Source organism: Paraburkholderia sp. Clong3, assembly GCF_050436485.1.
GTDB lineage: Bacteria > Pseudomonadota > Gammaproteobacteria > Burkholderiales > Burkholderiaceae > Paraburkholderia > Paraburkholderia tuberum.
Genome location: NZ_JBNDMH010000002.1, coordinates 933,403 through 952,690, shown reverse-complemented (window position 1 = coordinate 952,690; position 19,288 = coordinate 933,403). Strand labels below are relative to the sequence as shown.

15 protein-coding genes and 1 pseudogene are annotated in these 19,288 nt (G+C 64.6%); 5 read left to right on the top strand and 11 right to left on the bottom strand.

The window, feature by feature from the left end; all coding sequences use genetic code 11:
• Positions 1-229: 229 nt before the first annotated feature.
• A pseudogene (locus OKW30_RS08640) lies at positions 230-691 on the top strand (RidA family protein); the annotation flags it as partial.
• A 108-nt stretch (positions 692-799) separates the two neighbouring features.
• On the opposite strand, the gene ilvB reads toward OKW30_RS08640, so the two are convergent.
• The 8 genes from ilvB to OKW30_RS08600 form a co-directional block, all read right to left on the bottom strand.
• Positions 800-2,674 (bottom strand): biosynthetic-type acetolactate synthase large subunit, encoded by a 1,875-nt coding sequence (gene ilvB / locus OKW30_RS08635; protein ID WP_429346508.1) that lies wholly within the window; start codon positions 2,672-2,674, stop codon positions 800-802.
• A gap of 225 nt (positions 2,675-2,899) precedes the next feature.
• Positions 2,900-3,100, bottom strand: a complete 201-nt coding sequence (locus OKW30_RS08630; protein WP_429346507.1) for a copper chaperone — start codon at positions 3,098-3,100, stop codon at positions 2,900-2,902.
• A 48-nt stretch (positions 3,101-3,148) separates the two neighbouring features.
• Positions 3,149-4,378 (bottom strand): MFS transporter, encoded by a 1,230-nt coding sequence (locus tag OKW30_RS08625; RefSeq protein WP_429293080.1) that lies wholly within the window; start codon positions 4,376-4,378, stop codon positions 3,149-3,151.
• 91 nt (positions 4,379-4,469) lie between these two features.
• Entirely contained in the window at positions 4,470-5,993 is a 1,524-nt protein-coding gene (locus OKW30_RS08620; protein WP_429346506.1) for an efflux transporter outer membrane subunit, read from the bottom strand.
• A complete protein-coding gene (locus tag OKW30_RS08615) occupies positions 5,990-7,066 on the bottom strand; it encodes an HlyD family secretion protein (RefSeq protein WP_429346505.1) in 1,077 nt (358 codons plus the stop codon). Before OKW30_RS08615 ends, OKW30_RS08620 begins: the two co-directional genes overlap by 4 nt.
• Positions 7,067-7,078: 12 nt before the next feature.
• Positions 7,079-8,686, bottom strand: coding sequence for an MFS transporter (locus OKW30_RS08610; protein WP_429346504.1), 1,608 nt, complete (start codon positions 8,684-8,686; stop codon positions 7,079-7,081).
• A 424-nt stretch (positions 8,687-9,110) separates the two neighbouring features.
• A complete protein-coding gene (gene mug, locus OKW30_RS08605; protein WP_429346503.1) occupies positions 9,111-9,692 on the bottom strand; it encodes a G/U mismatch-specific DNA glycosylase in 582 nt (193 codons plus the stop codon).
• On the bottom strand, positions 9,679-10,650 hold the full coding sequence (locus OKW30_RS08600) for a GlxA family transcriptional regulator (protein ID WP_187612800.1): 972 nt from the start codon (positions 10,648-10,650) through the stop codon (positions 9,679-9,681). Before OKW30_RS08600 ends, mug begins: the two co-directional genes overlap by 14 nt.
• Positions 10,651-11,069: 419 nt before the next feature.
• Between OKW30_RS08600 and OKW30_RS08595 the strand changes: the two genes are divergently transcribed.
• The 4 genes from OKW30_RS08595 to OKW30_RS08580 are packed head-to-tail and all read left to right on the top strand — an operon-like array spanning position 11,070 to position 15,807.
• On the top strand, positions 11,070-13,967 hold the full coding sequence (locus OKW30_RS08595; protein WP_429346502.1) for a 2-oxoglutarate dehydrogenase E1 component: 2,898 nt from the start codon (positions 11,070-11,072) through the stop codon (positions 13,965-13,967).
• A gap of 6 nt (positions 13,968-13,973) precedes the next feature.
• Entirely contained in the window at positions 13,974-14,579 is a 606-nt protein-coding gene (locus tag OKW30_RS08590) for an AraC family transcriptional regulator (protein WP_429293086.1), read from the top strand.
• Positions 14,579-14,878: an ArsR/SmtB family transcription factor gene (locus tag OKW30_RS08585; protein WP_184067597.1), complete on the top strand. Its 300-nt coding sequence runs from the start codon at positions 14,579-14,581 to the stop codon at positions 14,876-14,878. The genes OKW30_RS08590 and OKW30_RS08585 overlap by 1 nt, the downstream gene beginning before the upstream one ends.
• Positions 14,878-15,807, top strand: a complete 930-nt coding sequence (locus tag OKW30_RS08580; protein WP_429346501.1) for a LysR family transcriptional regulator — start codon at positions 14,878-14,880, stop codon at positions 15,805-15,807. The genes OKW30_RS08585 and OKW30_RS08580 overlap by 1 nt, the downstream gene beginning before the upstream one ends.
• A gap of 60 nt (positions 15,808-15,867) precedes the next feature.
• On the opposite strand, the gene OKW30_RS08575 is transcribed toward OKW30_RS08580, so the two are convergent.
• The 3 genes from OKW30_RS08575 to OKW30_RS08565 are packed head-to-tail and all read right to left on the bottom strand — an operon-like array spanning position 15,868 to position 19,226.
• The gene (locus tag OKW30_RS08575) at positions 15,868-17,178 is read right to left on the bottom strand and encodes an HlyD family efflux transporter periplasmic adaptor subunit (RefSeq protein ID WP_429346500.1); all 1,311 of its coding nucleotides are present in this window, start codon (positions 17,176-17,178) and stop codon (positions 15,868-15,870) included.
• 34 nt (positions 17,179-17,212) lie between these two features.
• Positions 17,213-18,733 (bottom strand): efflux transporter outer membrane subunit, encoded by a 1,521-nt coding sequence (locus OKW30_RS08570; RefSeq protein WP_429346499.1) that lies wholly within the window; start codon positions 18,731-18,733, stop codon positions 17,213-17,215.
• Between the two features lie 55 nt (positions 18,734-18,788).
• Positions 18,789-19,226 carry a MarR family winged helix-turn-helix transcriptional regulator gene (locus tag OKW30_RS08565; protein WP_187631509.1) on the bottom strand — a complete coding sequence of 146 codons (438 nt, stop codon included), beginning with the start codon at positions 19,224-19,226 and terminating at the stop codon, positions 18,789-18,791.
• Positions 19,227-19,288 lie beyond the last annotated feature (62 nt).

The window sequence follows — 19,288 nt, the reverse complement described above, 5'->3', positions numbered from 1 at the left end:
GCACGGTTCCACGAGATTTGTTCTCGTGGCGCAAGACTCTTTGTCCACGGTGAGTGTTCGAATTCGCGGCGGATGCACCTACAGTGCCCTCCATCGGGTCCATCGATTCGAACGGCCAGCAGGCCGGATCAATCACGCCACGGCTCGTTCCATCGCACCGGCCGTCGAGGCCGACTATGTCGCCGTGGCCGGCGACATCGGCGACGCCGCCACACTCAAGGAGCCCACCATGTCCGTCCAACAGAAACTCGCAGAACTCGGTCTCGAACTGCCCTCTCCTGCGCAGCCGCTGGGCAGCTATACGGCTGTCAGCGAAGCCGGAAACCTGCTTTTCATCTCGGGACAGGTGCCGCTGTCCGACGGCAAAATGGTCTATTCGGGGCGTGTCGGCGAGAACCTGACGCTCGAAGAGGGCCGCAAGGCCGCCCAACTCGCCGCGCTCAACGTACTCGCGCAGATCTCGCGCCATCTCGGCGGTTTCGAGCGCCTGCATCACATCGTTCGCGTCGAGGGGCACGTCAGTTCCGCCGATGGATTCTACGGGCAGCCCGCCGTGGTCGACGGCGCTTCGGATCTGTTCGCTGCCGTGCTCGGCGACAAAGCGGGACATGCGCGTTCAGCGTTCTCGCATAGCCAGGGTCCCGCCGACGCCGCTGTCGTGATCGTCGTCATCGCCGAAATCCTGCCCGCCGCTGATCGACGCGCGCCACGCGTGACGCATGCCCTTCCGGCTTCGCGGCGCGGGCCTCGAAACGCCTCCAAACGCCTCGCGAGCCGGCCCAAAGCCGGCTCACTTCACCTAGAACATATCCGACGCCGCCTGACGCACTGCATGCTTGCCGCCAGCCTCCCGCTGATCGCGAGACGGGATGAAAGGCCCGGTGATCATCTCCGCATAGCTTTGTCCCGGCCCGACCATTGGAAACACATCGGCGTTCTGGTCGATCATGACTTCGAGGAACGCCGGTCCGGCGAATTCGATGAACGCCCTGAGTTTCTCTTCCAGTTCAGCGAGCGATTCGACGCGCTGCGCGAACTCGAACCCGTCGGCCTGCGCCGCCATCACAAAGTCCTTCCGATGAAGCGACTTGTCGCTCACGCATAAGCGTCCGTCGTAAAAGAGGCGTTGCCACTGCCGGATCATCCCGTCACCGACGTGGTTGAGCAGCAGCACTTTGACCGGTACGCCATACGTGGTCGCCGTCTCGAGGTCGCCGATATTCATGCGTATGCTGCCGTCACCATCGATGTCGATCACGAGGGCATCCGGGCGCCCTATCTGCGCGCCGATCGCGGCGGGTAGCCCGAAGCCCATCGTGCCCATGCTGCCCGAGCTCAGAAAGCTTCGCGGCTCGACGAAGTCGAAGAACTGTGCGGCCCACATCTGGTGCTGGCCAACGCCGGTGGTCACGATGGCCCTGCCGCCCGTGATCTCACTGAGTTTTTCGACGACGAACTGCGGCTGGATCAGCGGGCTGTTGCGGTCGTAGTTCATGCAGTAGTGCCGCTTCAGTTCGCCGACGTGGTCGAGCCACGCTGACGGAGCCTCGACCTGCGCATCGTGCTCCATCAGCGACAGCAACGCATTCTTCGCATCGCCCACATGGGTCCAGTGCGCGCGTTTCACCTTGTTGATTTCCGCCTCGTCGATATCGATGTGCGCGACGTAGCGCGCTCGCGGCGCAAAGGCGTGCGGGCGGCCACCAGCGACCCGATCGTCGAACCGTGCGCCCACCGCAATCAGAAAATCGCAATCTTCCACCGCATAGTTCGCACAGGCTGCCCCGTGCATGCCGAGCATGCCGAGCATGCCAAGACCCAGTTCGTGTTTCACCGATATCGTGCCGAGCCCCATCAACGTGTGCACCACGGGGATCCGGTAACGCTCGGCGAATTCCCGCAGTTCCTCGGTCGCCCCCGCCGTGATGATGCCGCCGCCGACATACAGCAGCGGACGCCGGCTTTGCGCGAGCAGATCGAAAAAGTCGCGGCGCTTGCGGTCGTCGAGATGCGCGCCTTTGGCCACCTTGCGAAGACGATCCGAGTATCCGCGAAACGCGAGCGTGCCCTGTCCCTGCCACGTGCCGGTCCAGTTCTGGATATCTTTCGGCACATCCACGACGACGGGGCCGGGGCGCCCGGTGCGCGCGACTTCGAATGCGGTGCGCAGCGTCTGTTCGAGCCTGTCCGGATCGGTAACGAGAAACACCTGCTTCGCGCACGCCGACATGATGTTGAACACCGGCGCCTCCTGGAACGCATCACTGCCTATCGCGGCGCGCGGCACCTGTCCGCAGATCAGCACGACCGGGACCGAATCGCCGTTGCAGTCGGCGATCGGCGTCACCGCGTTCGTCGCGCCAGGGCCTGACGTGACCATGAAAACGCCTACTTTGCCACTGGCGCGCGCATAGCCCGCGGCCATAAAGCCCGCGGCCTGCTCGTTGGCGGGTACGACGAGGTTGATCTGCCGCGCCGGATCGTCCGCATGCAGTTCGTTGAAACGGAACACTGCGTCGTAGGTCGGCAGGATCGCGCCGCCGCTATAGCCGAACACGGTATCGACGCCCTGTTCGCCAAGCACGCGCAAGATGATGTCGGCACCCGACATCGATTCACCGGCAAGCGGTGCTTTCTGTATTTCCTGCACGGCAATTTTCGGGTTTTTGCTCATACCTGACTCGCGTGGAACCGGTCCTTTGGATTCTGACGACAATCGACGCGGCTTGCGCGGACAAAAGGTTCGTTCATGGGCCAGGATGGGCCGGATCCTGGCCATTCGTCGGCGCGGCGGTCGGTTACGACGAAGCGGCTTCGGATGGCGGCGGCAATCGCGCCGCAGCGCATGCCTGGCGTTAGCGATCCGCCCTCCGCGATACGCGCGCGAGCGTCGCTCGTGTCACCACTCCTTGATGGCCACCTCGTAGTTGTCGTCGTCGAACGCGACGAGAAATTCCTCGGGCATCAGCCACGAGTCGACGCTCACGCTTTGCGTGCCAACGTCGACCGCGACTTTCGCGTCGGGATCGACCGACTTCATCGCATGCTCGAGCCTGGTAACATCACCTGCACGGATTTCAGTTTTCATCGAGAACTTCATGTTTCACCTCACCAGTCATCTATGTTCGAACCAGGCGGCGGCTCGCGATCAATCCGGGCTCGCCTGGACCTCGACCGCCGTCCCGCGAGGCGTGCCGATCCAGTGAATCGCGGCGGCGAGACTGCCGAGCGCGATACCGAACGCGACGATGCCCGTCCAGCCATAGCGTGTCATCAACCAGCCGCTGACCGTCGCGCCGACAGCACCGCCGAAAAAGGTGGCCGTCATATAAAGACTATTGATACGGCCCTGCGCTTTCGGATCGACCGCGAACGCGCGCGTCTGGTTCGATACGAGACCGGACTGCACGCCGATATCGAGCACGATCACGCCCACGATCAACAGCGTCAGCGAGCTCGCCGCGCCCGACAGCAGCAGATACGCGAGCGTGACGATGCCGATGCTAGCGCCGATCACCTTGCGAAACCCGACCCGATCGGTCGCATTGCCGCCCAGTGAAGCGGCGAACGCGCCGGCCGCGCCGATCACGCCGAAGCCGCCTGCCCATGCACTGCCGAGATGCCACGGTCCGCTCGCGAGAAGCGCGGCGAGATTGACCCAGAACCCGTTGAAGCAGGCCCACAGCAAGGCCTGGATCAGCATCGATTCGCGGATCGGCCGATTGTCCCGCGCGAGCGGCCACAGCGAAGCGAGCAGGCGCCCATAGGAGAGATTCGTCGACGGCACGCCGCGCGGCAGCAGCGCCGCGGCCGCGATCCAGACCGGCACCATGAAGGCCGCTTCGGCGACGTACACCGCGCGCCATCCATACGCCGCGCCGATCACGCCGGCGATGGTACGGCCGCTCAGGATGCCGACCATGATCCCGCTCACGACAGTGCCGACGTTGCGCCCGCGCTCGCTCGGCAACGACATCACGGCGGCGAACGGCACCAGCTGCTGCGGAACGCAGCTCACGATGCCGAGGCCGAACGACGCCGCGACGAGCGCCCAGATGCCGGGCGCGACGGCCGCCGCGACGCCGAACACGCAGGCGAGCGCGATCTGGATCAGCACCAGCTTGCGGCGATCGAACCGGTCGCCGAGCGGCAGCAGCAACGCGAGCCCGCTCGAAAAACCGAGCAGTGCCGCGGCGGCGACGAGATCGACCGTCGTCACGTCGACGCGCAGACCCGCGGCGATCAGCGGAAGGATCGGCTGCGTGCAGTAAATGTTGGTGATCACCGCGCCGGCGATGATCGCCATCATGACGATCTTGCCGCGCGATGCGAATGCGGGCGTGGCGGCACTATCGGCTGAATGGGTTGAATCGCGCATGACAAGCTCCTTGTTGTTCGTTCGCTCCGGTATTCGCAGCGACATGCCGCGATCCGGTTCCAGTATTGAACGGCGGGCGGCCCGTTGCCCGTTATCCGCCGTAGGTCGACTCCCATCCCCCTCCCAGCGCTTTACAGAGCGTGATCAGATTGGTCGCGGCGGTGGCTTTGCTCTTCTGCAGATTGCTCTGCGCTTCGAGCAATTGCCGCTGCACGTTCAGCACGTCGAGATAGTCGAGCGCGCCCGCCTTGTAGCGTTCCCGCGCAACGGCCAGCGCGCGCTCGTTCATGCTGACGGCCGTGGCGAGCCGATCGCGGCGGCGTTGTTCGGCGTCGTAGGTGACGAGCGAATCGTCGACTTCCCGCCACGCGCGCAGCACCGTCTGCCGGTAGACGATGGCGGCTTCCTGTTGTTGTGCTTCACGCAGTTGCAGCGTGCCCTTCAGACGGCCTCCCTCGAATATCGGCAACGTAATCGAAGGCCCGACGACGAACTGCCCGGACGCCCAGCTGGCGAGATTCGACAGTTGAAGACTCTGAAACCCCGCGCTGCCGTTCAGCGTGATGCGTGGATAGAAATCGGCCTTCGCGACGCCGACGGTCGCGGTTGCCGCATGCAGGTCCGCCTCCGCCTCGCGGATATCGGGCCGGCGCTGCACGAGCTCGGACGGGAAGCCGATCGGCACCTGCGCGGGCAGCACCGGCACCTCGCGCGGTTCGGCAAGCGTCTGCCGCAGCGCACCGGGTTCCTGCCCGAGCAGCAGCCCGATCGCGTTGATCGTGGTCTCGCAGTGCGACTCCAGCGTCGGAATCAGGCTTTCGATGTTTTCCACCTGTGCGGCAGCGTTCGACACGTCGAGATCGGTCGTGACGCCTTCATGCGCGCGAACCCGCGTGAGCTTCAGCACATCGTTGGCGATGTCGAGGTTCTGTCTCGCGATCTGCAGCAGATCCTGCGTGTCGCGCAGCTCGATATAGTCGCGCGCCAGTTCCGCGCGCGCTCTCAACAGCACCGCGTTGCGGTCCTCGTACGAGGCCTGGGACAGCGCGCTCGCCGCTTCGACGCTGCGTCGCACGTGCCCCCACAGATCGATCTCCCACGACGCATCGAACCCGGCCTGATACAGGTTATAGGCGGGCGAGCCCGCCGAGCCGGGCAACGGGGCCACGCCGAGCGGCGCGTTGCCGGAAGCCGATTGCGGCTGGCTTTGCGTCGGCGTGACGCCGAGCAGCGACAGGATGCCGTTCTGGCTGCCGCGTTCGCGGTTGTACGAGGCGGCGCCGTCGAGCGTCGGGTATTCGGCGGCGCCGGCAACGCGCCGCTCGGCCCGGCTTTGCAGCAAACGCGCGGAGGCCGCGGCCACGTCGAGGTTGGCGTCGACCAGCTGCTTTTCCAGCTGGTTCAGTACCGGATCGTTGAACAGCGTCCACCAATCCGGACCGAACTGGGCTTCCACCGCCCGGCTCGGCGACTGCGCGGTTTGCGTACGCTCGAAGACCTGCGGCGTGGCCGTCTGTGGACGTTCGAAATTCGGACCCACCGTGCATGCCGTCAGCGCGACACAGGTCAGAAGCGCCGCGACGATCGCGCGCGCAGAGTAGTTGCTCGTGTTCATTCTCTTTGCGCTCCCTCGGCCGTCGCTTCGCCACTGTGGCCCACCACGACGTCCGCTTCGACCGAGAGCCCCACGCTCAATGCCGCTGCACTTGCCTGGCCGCGATCGATCGTGATCTTGACGGGCACCCGCTGCACGACCTTCGTGAAGTTGCCGGTGGCGTTGTCGGGCGCGATCGGCGCAAAGCTCACGCCGGTCGCCGGCGCGAGGCTATCGACACGGCCGCGGATCACGATGCCGGGCAGGCTATCCACCGTCACGCGTACGCCTTCGCCCGGTCGCATATTGCTGATCTGGCTCTCCTGGAAGTTGGCGACCACGTACGCGTCCGACAGCGGCACGATCGCCAGGACTGGCGCGCCGGGCGTCACGAATGCGCCGACCCGCGCCGAACGGCGGCCGACCTTCCCGTCGACGGGTGCGCGGATCTCCGTGTACGACAGGTTGAGCTTCGCCTGCTCGAGCGCCGCCTCGGCGTGTTCCAGCGCGCCCGCGGCCTTGTCGCGCTGCGTGCGCAGCACGTCCAGATTCTGCTCGGTGGCCAGCAACGCCGCCTGGTCGTGCGACTGCTGCGCAAGCTGCTGCGCGAGCGTGCTCGAAGCGCGTTGTTGTTCCTGCGCCGTCCCCGCGCCGGCGTCGGACAGGTTCTGGTAGCGCGACGCGTTGGCCCGCGCAAAACCGATCGATGCGTCGTCGGCGCGCAGCGTCGCGCGCGCCTGCTCGACCAGCGACGGCTGACGCGCAATTTCCGCATCGAAGTTCGCCACCGATGCCTTCGCCGCGACCACTTCCGCCTCGGCGCTCATCAGCGCCGCGCGAAAGTCGCGGTCATCGATGCGCACGAGCAGTTGGCCCGCTTTCACGTCCTCGTTGTCGTTGACCAGTACGTCCGTGATCTGACCCGGGACGCGCGGCGCGACGAGCGTGAAGTCCGCGGTGACGTAGGCGTCGTTGGTGGACTCGGTATTCGGGCTCGCGAGCAGCCTCGTGCAGCCCCATGCCGCGAGGCCGACGACGCCGATGACCGCGGCAGCACGAAAGATCTTCAATGGGGATGGCATAGTCGATGACATGGGAATCGTTCCTCAATGCGAAGCAGGCGGCGTCGTGCTCCACGGCGGATAGATGCGCACCGGCAGCACTGGAACCAGCAGAAGAAGCGCAACGGCGACACACGCCATCACGCGGTACAGATCGGCGGAAGTCAGAACGACCGCCTGCTCGTGGATCCGGTGCGCGAGCTGACCCAGACCGTAGTCCGCGCCGACGCCCTGGTTCGCCATCAGTGGGCGGTTGCCCAGCTGGTCGACCAGCATGCTCGAATGGAAATGCTCGCGCGCGGTCCCCACACTTTCAATGAGCCCGCTCGCCACCGCCGCGGAAAACGTCTTCAGGGAATTGAACATCGCCGAAGCAAACGGACCCTCGGTGGGCGGCAGCCCCGTCGTCACGCCCATCAGGATCGACATGATCACCATCGGCTGCGCGACGATCTGCAACGATTGCAGCAGGTAGAAATTGTCGCGAATCCACTCGGTCGTGATGAAGCTTCCCATCGCGCAGGTCACGAACATCAGCGCGAGACCCGTGGCGATTACCCAGCGGTGATCGGCGCGGCGCGTGTTCAGCAAAGCGGCCGTCAGCGGCAGCGTGATCAACAGCGGCACGGCCAGAAACAACGACAGCGGCGCGGTCTGCAGCGGGCGGTACGTATGGACTATCGCGAGATACTGGGCCGGTATTGCCGCCATGCCCACCAGCAGGATCACGGTGCCGAGCAAGGTCGATAGTCCATGCGTGAAATTCCTGCGCGCAAGCAGTTGAAGCTTGAAAAACGGCACCGGCTGACACCATTCGTTGACGAGAAATGCAACGAGCAGCGGCGCCCCCGCGCCGAACATCACGCGAATGAACCCCGAATCGAACCAGTCGAGACGATCGCCCTGCAAAAGACCGGTCACCAGCATCGCGACGGCGGGAAATCCGGTCACGAAGCCGATCCAGTCGAACGAGCGAAACCGCTCGAGCTTCATCGGGTCCGCGGGAAGCCCCCGCTGAATCGCGATGCAGCACAGCACGCCGAGCGGAACGATCTGCCAGAACGCCATGCGCCAGCTGACGAACTCCGTCCACAACGCGGCGAGCGGCGTGCCCAGGGCCGGCCCGAAGGTCGCTGTCAGCGCATAGCCGGCGAGTCCATACAGCTTGAGATTGGGCGGCAGATAGCGCAGCGCCACGATGATCAGCATCGGCGGAAGACATCCGCCCGCGATTCCCTGAAGAATGCGCAGCACGTAAAGCGCCAGCAGATTGGGAGCGAACGGGCACAGCAAGCCGAAGAACATCGTCGCGAGTACGGCGCCGATCGTGAACCGCTTCAGCGTGAACGTGATGCCGAACCACGGCGCAAACACCATCGTCGCGACGTTCGCTGCTTCGAACAGCGAAGTGAGCCAGGTGCCGTCGTCATGTCCGATCAGGAACGCGCCCTGGATATCGGCCAGCGCGGCCGCGGTGACCTGCTCGTTCAGGATCGCCAGCAACGACGCGAACAGCATGCCGACGAGCCCGAGCGCAATACGCCCGGTAAGAGCCACCTGCGCAGGAGCCGTCCGGGGCGGCGCCGCTACCACGCGTACAGGACCGCTCTCCAGCGATCGCGGGATACTCGGCGCTTCCGTTTCAGTCGTCATAGGTTTCAACCCGCTCTGGTTTAGTTAGCTGTACTGCCCGACGCGGACAGTCAGCTGTCGGCTCACCGCTCTTCGTTGCTGTTCACCGATTGCTTAATTGTCAGAGATCGGGCCGATTTCTTAAAGCTTCGGCTAGGCGGGTTTTGGGCCATCCAGTACGGAAAATTGGCCAGGCCGTGCTGTGTCGACCGGCTGTGCGCCCGCTCGCGCGGCATGGGCGGAAAAGCGTGCGTCGTGACGAACCATGGTGGTTCGTCACGGGCCATGCGATTCAGGCGCTGGTTTGAGTCAAGCGGAACGCTGATGCGCGACCAGCCGTTACAGGCTGCGTGGAACCGACCCGCATGGGCTCGGGCAAAAGCGTGAGACGCGGCTTAGCGCGCCGCAAAAGGCAGCAGCGCGCGCCTATGGCGGCAATCGCCGTCTAGTCGGGAAGCGCCAGTTTCGCAGCCAACCGGAGCTCACGGTAGGCGCTCACGAGTGCATCGAGGCTGAACGATCGGTTCAGGCCGCTTGGGTTTGGCAGGACCCATGCGCGCGCACCGGCGAAATCACGGGCTTGCAAGCCCCATTCGATATCACGCTGGCCGGACATTTCGGCGAGCGCCACCTTGCCAAGAAACGCGATGAAGCGCGGCGCGTAGTGTCGAATCTTCAGTTCGAACTGCGCCGCGGCGGCTTGAATCTCCACCTTCGACAGTTGGTCCGCACGAGCCGTGGGACGTAAGACCGCCGTGGTCAGACCGTATCCACGATTCAACAGTTGCCGGTCGTTCTCGGGGCGAAACTCCTCGTCCGTGAAACCGGCGCGATGGAGAACTCTCCAGAACCGGTTGCCCCTGCCTTCGAAGTGGTGCCCTGTCGACGCCGCGCGTAATCCCGGGTTGATGCCGCAGAAGAGGATCGACAAGCCGGGCTGAATGATGTCGGGAAGCAATTGCGCCGAATCGTCGTTGGTCAACGACGACACGTCCGCCAGCGCCGCGGTGGGCTCACTGTTGTGCACTCGCCTCCCCTCTGAATCGCATCCGATATTGCTTCGGCGTGACGTTGAGCCGCCGCGAGAATGTCGTGCGCATATGCGTGGCGTTGTGAAAGCCGCATTTGAACGCGACCGTCTTCAGCGGAGCATCGGTATCCTCGAGCAGTTTTCTCGCCGTATCGACGCGCACCTGCTCGACGAATACCGAGGGCGTCACCTTCGCGTGCTTCGCGAATACCCGCGACAATGTACGGCGGCTCACCGAGGCCGCACTCGCGAGCTCCTCGATCGACAGCGTCCCGGTAATATGCTCGCTCACATATCGATAGACCTTGTGGAGGATCGGATCTTCGTCCTTGCCCGCGCCGATATAGGGGCTGTACTGCGACTGACCGCCTTCCCGCTGGATATACACGACCAGACGCTTCGCGACCCGCACCGCGAGCTCGTGCCCCCAGTCCTCGGCGACTAGCGCCAGACACAGATCGATGCCCGCGGTCACGCCGGCTGACGTGAAAAGCCGACCGTCGCGAACGAAGATCCTGTCCGGCCGCACGTTGGCTTGCGGAAATTCATTGGACAGCCGATTCGCGTCCGACCAGTGCGTCGTGACTTCCTTGCCATCGAGCAGCCCCGCATGCGCGAGCACGAATGCACCATTGCATACGGAGCCGAAGCGGCTCGCGCTGCGCGCCTGATTCTGCAACCAGGTCAGGAATTCATTCGAAGGCTGCGCATCGGGCAACTGAGGTCCGCCCGCGACCAGCAGCAGGTCCCATTGAATGTCACGGTCGGCATAGCCAAACGAAACCGCCAGTTGCATGCCATTCGAGCAGGTCACGGTGCCCGCTTCGCGTCCGACCAGCGAGACTTCGTAGCGCTGATGCTCGGGAAGAAACGTGTTCGCCTCGGCGAACACATCGAGTGGGCCTGCTACATCCAGCGCCTGCACACCATCGAATACAACAATGGCGACTTTCATGCCGTGACCTTCATGGTGGGAACTATGTTTGCGATGCCGTGGCGCAGCTTACCGCATCATCGGCCGCTGATGCCGTCAGCGCCCGGAAAAACTATTGTGTCTGGGCGTAACAAATCTCTCGCCGCAACGATGCCCGACACGAGGTAAGCCAGCACTGCGCGCGTGGCCCAAAACTTCGACTAGTTGGCAGACGGACGAATCATCCGCGCATTTCCGCCACAGCATCGATTAACTAGACTGTCTACACGACCGCGACTGGGGATATCACCCGGGCGTGCCGGGAGGTCTCCCGCCAAGGACGGCGCTTGTGACGCGCGTCGATGCCTGGCTGTTCGGTGGGTGGCTACAGGCAACGATAGTCGTCACTCCATATATTGCGGCCGGCTCACGGCCGCACAGCGAGCAAAGGCAGATTCATCATGTTGAAGGAACGTCAGAGCTCTTTCCTGTTCGGGGGCAACGCCCCCTACGTCGAAGAGCAATATGAACTTTACCTGGCTGACCCGAATGCGGTCACAGCCGAGTGGCGGACGTGGTTCGACGCGTTGCGCGACACCCCCGCCATCGATGGCAGCGATCGTGACGACCAGCCGCACGCACCGGTGATCTCCAGCTTCGTCGAGCTGGCGAAACGAACGCCGCGTGCCGTCGTCGCGGCCAGCAACGAAGCCGGTAGCGAGCCCGATAAGCAGGCCAATAAGCAACCCAATGAGCAGGCCAACAAGGAGGCCGCCGACGCGCTGGGCCTCGCGAGAAAGCAGGTGGCGGTGCAAACGCTGATCGCCGCGTTCCGGATGATCGGCACGCGCGTGGCCGATCTCGACCCGCTGGCGTGGACGCCGCCACGCTCCTACGCCGAATTGACGCCGGCCTACTACGGCCTGACGGCCGCCGACATGTCGACCACGTTCAGCACCGCCGACACGTTTCTCTTCGAGGACGACGCGACGCTGAAGGATATCGTTGCCGCGCTCGAGCAAACGTACACCGGCACACTCGGCGCCGAGTTCATGCACCTCGCCGACGCGCAGCAGCGGCGCTGGTGGCAGCTACGGCTCGAATCCTCGCGCGCCACGCCGTCGCTGCAGGCCGCTGAGAAACTGCGGCTGCTGGAGCGTTTGTGCGCAGCCGAAGGGCTCGAAAAACACCTGCACGCGCGCTATGTCGGACAAACGCGCTTCTCGCTCGAAGGCGGCGAGTCGTTGATCGTGCTGCTCGACGACCTGGTCCGGTATGGCGCGTCGAAGAAGCTGCGCGCGCTCGTGATGGGCATGGCGCACCGCGGCCGCCTGAATGTGCTCGTGAATGTCGTCGGCAAGCCGCTGCGCGCGCTGTTCGACGAATTCGACGGCAAGGACGCCGAAAAACTGACGGCCGGCGATGTCAAGTATCACAAGGGCTTTGCCAGTTCGGTCGAGACCGACGCCGGACCGGTCGAGGTGACGCTCGCGTTCAACCCGTCGCATCTGGAAGTCGTCAACCCGGTCGTGCAAGGCATGGCGCGCGCGAAGGCGGATCTCGCCGCCAGCGCCGACGGCGACGACGTGCTGCCGGTCGAAATCCACGGCGACGCGGCGATGAGCGGACAGGGCGTGGTCATGGAAACGCTGAGCCTTTCCTATACGCGCGGACACGGCACGGGCGGCACCGTGCACGTCGTCGTCAACAACCAGATCGGTTTTACGACTTCCGATCCGCGCGACACGCGTTCGTCGTTCTATACGACGGACGTCGCGAAGATGATCGAGGCGCCGATCCTGCACGTCAATGGCGACGACCCTGAAGCGGTCGCGATGGCGGCGCGGCTCGCCCTCGACTATCGCAGCACGTTCAAGCGCAGCGTCGTCATCGATCTCGTCTGCTTTCGCAGGTACGGGCATCAGGAACAGGACACGCCCGGCATCACACAACCGCTGATGTATCGCTCGATCGCGAGTCATCCGGGCGTGAGGACACGCTACGCGAACCGGCTGATCCAGCAAGGCGTGCTGAAGGCCGACGAGGCGCAACGCTACGTCAGCGCGCGTCGCGAACTTCTCGAGCGCGCGCACGAGACCGTGGGTTCCTATGCTTCGCCGCTACACGAGGAAGCCGGCGAGCGCTCGCGCTCAGCCGCGCAAACCGGCCCGACCCGCCACCTAGCCCCGTCGGCCGACGATCTGCGCGGCCTCGCGCAGCGGATCTCGACCGTCCCCGCGGACCTGACGCTGCATGCGCTCGTCAGGAAGATGATGAACGGGCGTCAGGAGATGGCATCCGGAAAACGCCTGCTCGACTGGGGCATGGGCGAACATCTGGCATTCGCATCGTTACTCGCGGCCGGGGTCGGTATCCGACTGAGCGGGCAGGACAGCGCACGCGGGACGTTCAACCACCGGCACGCCGTTCTGCACGATCAGACACGGATACATCGTCCCGATGGGGTCTATGTTCCACTCGATCATCTCGGCGCAACCCAGGGCCGGTTCACCGTGACGAACTCGATTCTCTCCGAGGCCGCCGTGCTGGCATTCGAGTACGGCTATTCGACGGTGAATCGCAATGCGCTGGTGATCTGGGAAGCGCAATTCGGTGATTTCGCCAATGGCGCGCAGGTCGTGATCGACCAGTTCATCGCGGCGGGCGCGGCCAAGTGGGGACAACACAGCGGCCTGACGCTGTTCCTGCCTCACGGGCAGGAAGGCCAGGGCCCCGAGCACGCGTCGGCGAGGCTCGAGCGCTACCTGCAATTGAGTGCGCAAAACAATATGCGGGTTGCGGAACCGACCACGCCGGCGCAACTGTTCCATTTGCTGCTGATGCAGGCCCGCGCCTTCGAACGGCGCCCGCTCGTCGTGATGACGCCGAAGTCGCTGCTGCGCCACCCGGAGGCGACCAGCACGTTCGACGAGTTGAGTCACGGCGAATTCCGCGAGGTTCTGCCGGACACCCAGATCGACGCGTCGCGCGCGACTGATGTGGAGCGGGTGATCGTGACGAGCGGCAAGGTCTACTTCGAATTGCTCGCGCATCGCCGCAGCGCCGGTATGACCGACACCCCGATCATCCGCGTCGAGCAGCTCTATCCGTTTCCGGCGCAACAACTGGCCGCCGAGCTCGCTCGCTATCCGAACCTGAAGAGCGTGGTCTGGTGCCAGGAGCAAGCGCACAATCAGGGCGCATGGAGTTTCGTCGAGCCGCTGCTGCGCGAGATTCCGCCTGCCGGCACGACGCTGCTGTACGCGGGACCTGATGCTTGCGCATCGACCGCGCCGGGATCGCATGCGGCGCATGTGGCGACACAATCCGCGCTCGTGTCGCGAGCGTTCACCGGCTGAGTGCGCATGCGTGTCGCGATGATGCTCTATGCGGGATTTCAGCTGCTCGAGGTCAGTGGTCCGATGGATGTGTTTCATCAGGCCAACCGCCTGTATGGCGGCGTCCTCTATGAGGCGCATCTGATCGGGCCGTCGCCGGGGCCGGTGTTTTCGTCGAACGGGACGGCCGTGGGTACGACCGAGTGCCTGTTCGATACGCGCCCGCCCTTCGACATCGTCGTGGTGCCTGGCTCCCCGGTGGTCGGTTCTGCCCGTGAGCATCGCAAACTCGTGGACTGGTTGAGCGATGCGGGGCCAAGGTCCCACAGGCTCGCCTGCATTTCGAACGGCGCGTTTCTGCTTGCAAGAGCCGGTCTCGCCGATCGCCGCTGGCTGACCACGCATTGGCGCGACGCAGATCGCCTCGCAGCCGAATATCCGCTGGTCCATGTGATGTCGAATCCTGGCTGCCTGAAGGATGGCAACCTGTACTCGTCGGGCGGCGCGAGTGCGGGCATCCATCTCGCCCTGTCGCTGGTGCGGGAAGACCTCGGCGAACATGCCGCGGGAACGATCGCCACGGCGTTGCTGACGCCGCCGGCACGAAGCGCCGGGCACACACGGAGTAATTGATGATCGACACGAACCTGATTCACAAGGCTCTCGCGAATCCGCTGCGGCGCGACATCCTCGCGTGGTTGAGAGCCCCCGCCGAGACCTTTCCGAACGGCTATCTCAACCATGGCCGCGGCGTACCCGTGCACGTCATCCAGGCGCGCAGCGGTCTGGCCCAGTCGACGGTATCAATGCATATCGCCGTGCTCGTCGAAGCGGGACTTCTGGTTCCGAAGCGAGTCGGCCAATGGATTTTCCTGTCGCGCAATGAAGAGGCGATACGGACATTTACGGAACAGGTTCGCGTGCATTTGTAATGGACAAGCTCAACATGATGCGGATATTCGTCCGTATCACCGAAGAAGGAAGCTTCACGGCAGCGGCCTCGCGCCTGAACATTCCGACAGCCAACGCGTCGCGGGCGGTCGCGCAACTCGAGACGCATTTGCGCACACGTCTGCTGCACCGAAGTACCCGGCGCCTCGCGCTGACCGAGGCGGGCGAGCGATATCTGGACCGCTGCCAACAAATACTCGCCTCTGTCGACGAGGCCGAAGCCGAGGCAGCCAATGCGCAAGTCAGACCCTCGGGGCGGCTGCGCGTGCATGCGTCGCCAGGCTTTGGCACGACCTATCTGGTGCCGGCAGCGGTCCGCTATCAGGAGCGCTATCCTGCCGTGTCGGTCGAGCTGACGTTATCGTCAGGCACGCCGGATCTTCTCGACGATGGCTACGACCTGATGCTTCGATTGAGTGCGACGCAGCTGCCCGACTCGGGGCTCGTTTCGCGTCGGCTCGGAGAGGTCCACAGCGTGCTCTTTGCAGCGCCCGCTTATCTGCGCGCGCGCGGTACGCCGCACACGGTACAGGACATTCGGGGTCACACGTGCCTGCAGCTCGTTATGTCGATTTTCCCGCGCGATCGCTGGCATCTGGACGGACCCAACGGCCGTGAAACGGTCGAGCTTCCGAAGGCGGCGGTCGAAATCAACCTTCCTGACGCGCTCGGTGTCGCGCTGCGCGAAGGGGTGGGTATCGGCGCGCTGCCGATGTCGAGCGCCCTGCCCTTGCTCGAAAGCGGCGCACTGGTTCGCGTGCTGCCGCAGTATCGGCTGCAGAAACTGACGGCCTACACGGTCCACGCGTCGCGCCAGTATCTGGACGCCAAAATCAGAACTTTCGTGGATTTCCTGCGTGAGGCCGTGCCGTCGGCATTGGCCGAGGACGAGGCGGCGCTCGGCCGTTGAGCCCCGCCTCGGTGACCTGCCGGTTCACGCTGTGTCGCGACAGGCTGCGCTCGACGCGCTTCAACCCGCATTTGCCTTGTGTTCGTGCGACGCCACGCGTTGCGATTGCGATTGCGGTTGGGGTTGCGCGGCCATCGCGCGAGAGACCATTTCGTTTTGCTTGATGATCTTGTCGATCTCGGCGTCGGCCTGCGCATCGTAGTGCGCGAAAACATCGGTGCGATAGCGCGTGTTCTGCGCCGCGCCCAACTGCGAACCGGATTCGTCGCGCGTGTCGGCGTCGACCGCCATCGACAGGCCGATACGCAGCGGATGCGCGGCCAGCTCGGCCGGGTCGAGCGCGATGCGAACCGGCAGCCGCTGCACGATCTTGATCCAGTTGCCGGTGGCGTTCTGCGCCGGCAGTGTCGCGAACGCGCTGCCGGTGCCGGCCGAAAAGCCCTCGATACGCCCGTGATATCGCGCGCCGCTACCGTAGACGTCCGATGTCAGCGTGACCCGCTGGCCGATCCGCATGTGCTTGAGCTGCACTTCCTTGAAGTTCGCGTCGACCCATACGCCGTCGAGCGGCACGATCGCCATCAGCGGCGTGCCGGGCGCGACGCGCTGGCCGACCTGAACCCGGCGCTGCGCGACGTAGCCGGTCACCGGCGCCGGCAACGTATCGCGCGCATAGGCGAGCCACGCGGTCCGCACTTTCGCGGCGGCGGCCTGCACGTCCGGATGCTGTTCGACCGTGGTGCGGTCGGTCAGCGCGTGGTTGGCTTCGCCCTGCTGGCGCGCGGCGTCGAGCGCTGCCCGCGCGACGCTGACCGCGTCGCGGGCGTGCGCGATGTCTTCGGCGGACACGGCGCCCGTGTCCGCGACGGCCTCGCGACGATGCAGGTCGTCGCGGGCGCGGCCCAGATCCGCTTCGCGCTGAGCGACGTTCGCCGCGTAGAAGTCGTTGTTGATATACAGGCCGCTCACGCGTCGCACGGTCTGGCCGAGCTGCGCTTCGGCATCGGCGAGCGCAAGTTTCGCATCGGCCGGATCGAGCGTGACGACGGGGTCGCCCTGCTTCACGATCTGCGTGTCGTCGGTGTTGACGGCGATCACCGTGCCGGTGACCTGCGGCGTCAGTTGCACGAGATTACCGCTGACGTACGCGTCGTCGGTCTCCTGGTGATAACGGCCCTCGGTGAAGTAGTACGCGCCGTAAGCCGCGCTCATGACCACGACCGTGGCGCCGAGCAGCGCGATCAGGCGCTTGCGGCGTGCCGGGGGCGTGGCCTTGTTGTCGCCTTGGGGCGTGGCGGACGCTTGCGCGCCGCTCTTCTGTTCGTCTTCCTGATCCGCGACTTCGCGGTCGGTCGTGATCGAATCGCTCATTGCAGTTCTCCTGATAGGGTTCGCGATGTGCCGTTCAACGTGCGGCAACCGCGGGATTGGCTTGACTGGTGGGGACGGCGGCGACGTCGGCGTGATGGTCGGTGCTCGCCGACGTATCGACATAGCCGCCGCCCAACACCGACGCGAGCTCGATCTGCTGGTCGCGGCGGTCCATCTTCAGATTGGCGATCGCCTCGTCGGCGTTCAGCGCGGTGACGTCGGCATTGAGTACGGTCAGCTGGTTGGTGAGGCCGGCCTTGTATTGCGTGGTCGCCAGTCGATCGGCATCGCTCGCGGCCTGCTGCGCGGCCTGCGCATCGCCGAGCTGCGCGTCGCTCGAGCGGATCTGCGCGATCTGCGTGGCCACGCCGCTCAGCGCGCCGATCAGCGTCTGGTTGTAGGTCGCCACCGCATAGTCGAACTCGGCGTAGCGGCCCTTCAACTGCGCGCGCAACTCACCCCCATCGAAGATCGGCAGATGGATCGCCGAGCCCACCGAGGCCGTGCGACTCGCGGCGCTCAAAAGGCGGCCGAAGCCGAACGCGTCGAAACCGATCGCGGCGCTCAGGTTGATGTCGGGATAGAACTCGGCCTTCGCTTCCTTCACCTCGTGCGTGATCGCATCGACGCGCCAGCGCGCCGCGACGATGTCGGGCCGGCGGCCCAGCAGATCGGCCGGCAGGTTGTCCGGCAGACGTACGTCGTCGCCGACGCCGAGCGTCGGCCGCGTGATCGCGAGTCCCCGGTCGGGCCCCTTGCCAAGCAGCGCCGCCAGTTGATACCGGGTGGTCAGGATGCTGCCGTCGAGCGCGCTGACGCGGGCACGGCTCGTGGACAGATTCGCTTCGGCCGTCTTGCGCTCCACTTCGGTATCGAGGCCGTTTGCGATGCGGCTCGCGGTGATGCGGTCGATCTGCTCGCGCCGCGCGACTTCCTGCTGCGCGATGTCGCGCAATGCGTAGAGCCGCGCCAGCTCGTTGTAAGTGCGGGCGATCGAGGTGTCGAGCGTGAGCCTGACGACTTCCACGTCGGCCTCGCTCGCGGACGCCTCCGAGACAGCCGCGCGCAGCGCCTCGCGGTTCTTGCCCCACAGGTCGAGATCGTAAGAAGCGCTCAGCAGCCCCTTGTTTTCCGTCTGCCATGAGCCGGCGTACGGCGGCGGAATCAACGCGGTGCTGCTGTACTGCTGGCGCGTCAGCGTGTACGACGCATCGACGCGCGGCAGCGTGTTTGCCTTCTCCGTTTCGCTATAGGCTTGCGCCTGCTCGACTCGCGCGCGCGCCTGGTCGAGCGTCGGGCTACCTTGCAGTGCCTCGGCGATCAATGCTTTCAGTTGCGCGTCGCCGAACTGGTCGACCCAGTCGGCGGATGGCCAGTGCCCCTGCTCTTGCGGAAGGCTCTGCGCCGTTTCCAGCTGTTGTGGTTGATCGATCTGCTTGTCGCTGTGGATGCCCGCATAGTTTGCACATGCTGCCAGCACTGCGAAGGAGATCACCGAAACACCGAGCTTCAGCGAACGGGCGACGGTGTTTGCCCTGGAAGTCTGCGTTTTCATTTTCTGACAAATCAGATTAATGGATGAAAAAAAGCGCGGCACACGGCCGCGCCGTTCAATCGCCTGTGAACTTGCGAAGCAGGCGGTCCAGCTCGGCAAACTCGGCCTTCGTGAATTTGCGCAAGCGGGCGTTCAACACATGCGGTGCGACTTCCGGAATCCGCGCGGCGACTTTCTGCCCCTCCGCGGTCAACGTCAGATTGACCACGCGGCGATCTTGCGGGTCGCGCGATCGTACCAGCAGCCCCTTCGATTCCAGCTTGTCCAGCATCCGCGTCATCAGGCCGGTGTCGATTCCGAGCAGCTTCGACAGCTCGAAAGGCGTGGTTGCCACACCCTGCTTCAGCGAAAGCAGGATGCCCATCTGCTGGCCGTTGATGTCGAGGTCCTTGAGCGCCGCGTCCATTTCCGCGACGACGACGTTACGGGCCTTGACGAGCCTGAAGCCGATACTGTTCGTAAGCATGAAGTTCTTCGTCGTGTAATGGTCCATGGCGGTGTCCTCCTCGTTGATTTGAACAATATCTGCATTATCAGATAATGTCAAGAAGAGGA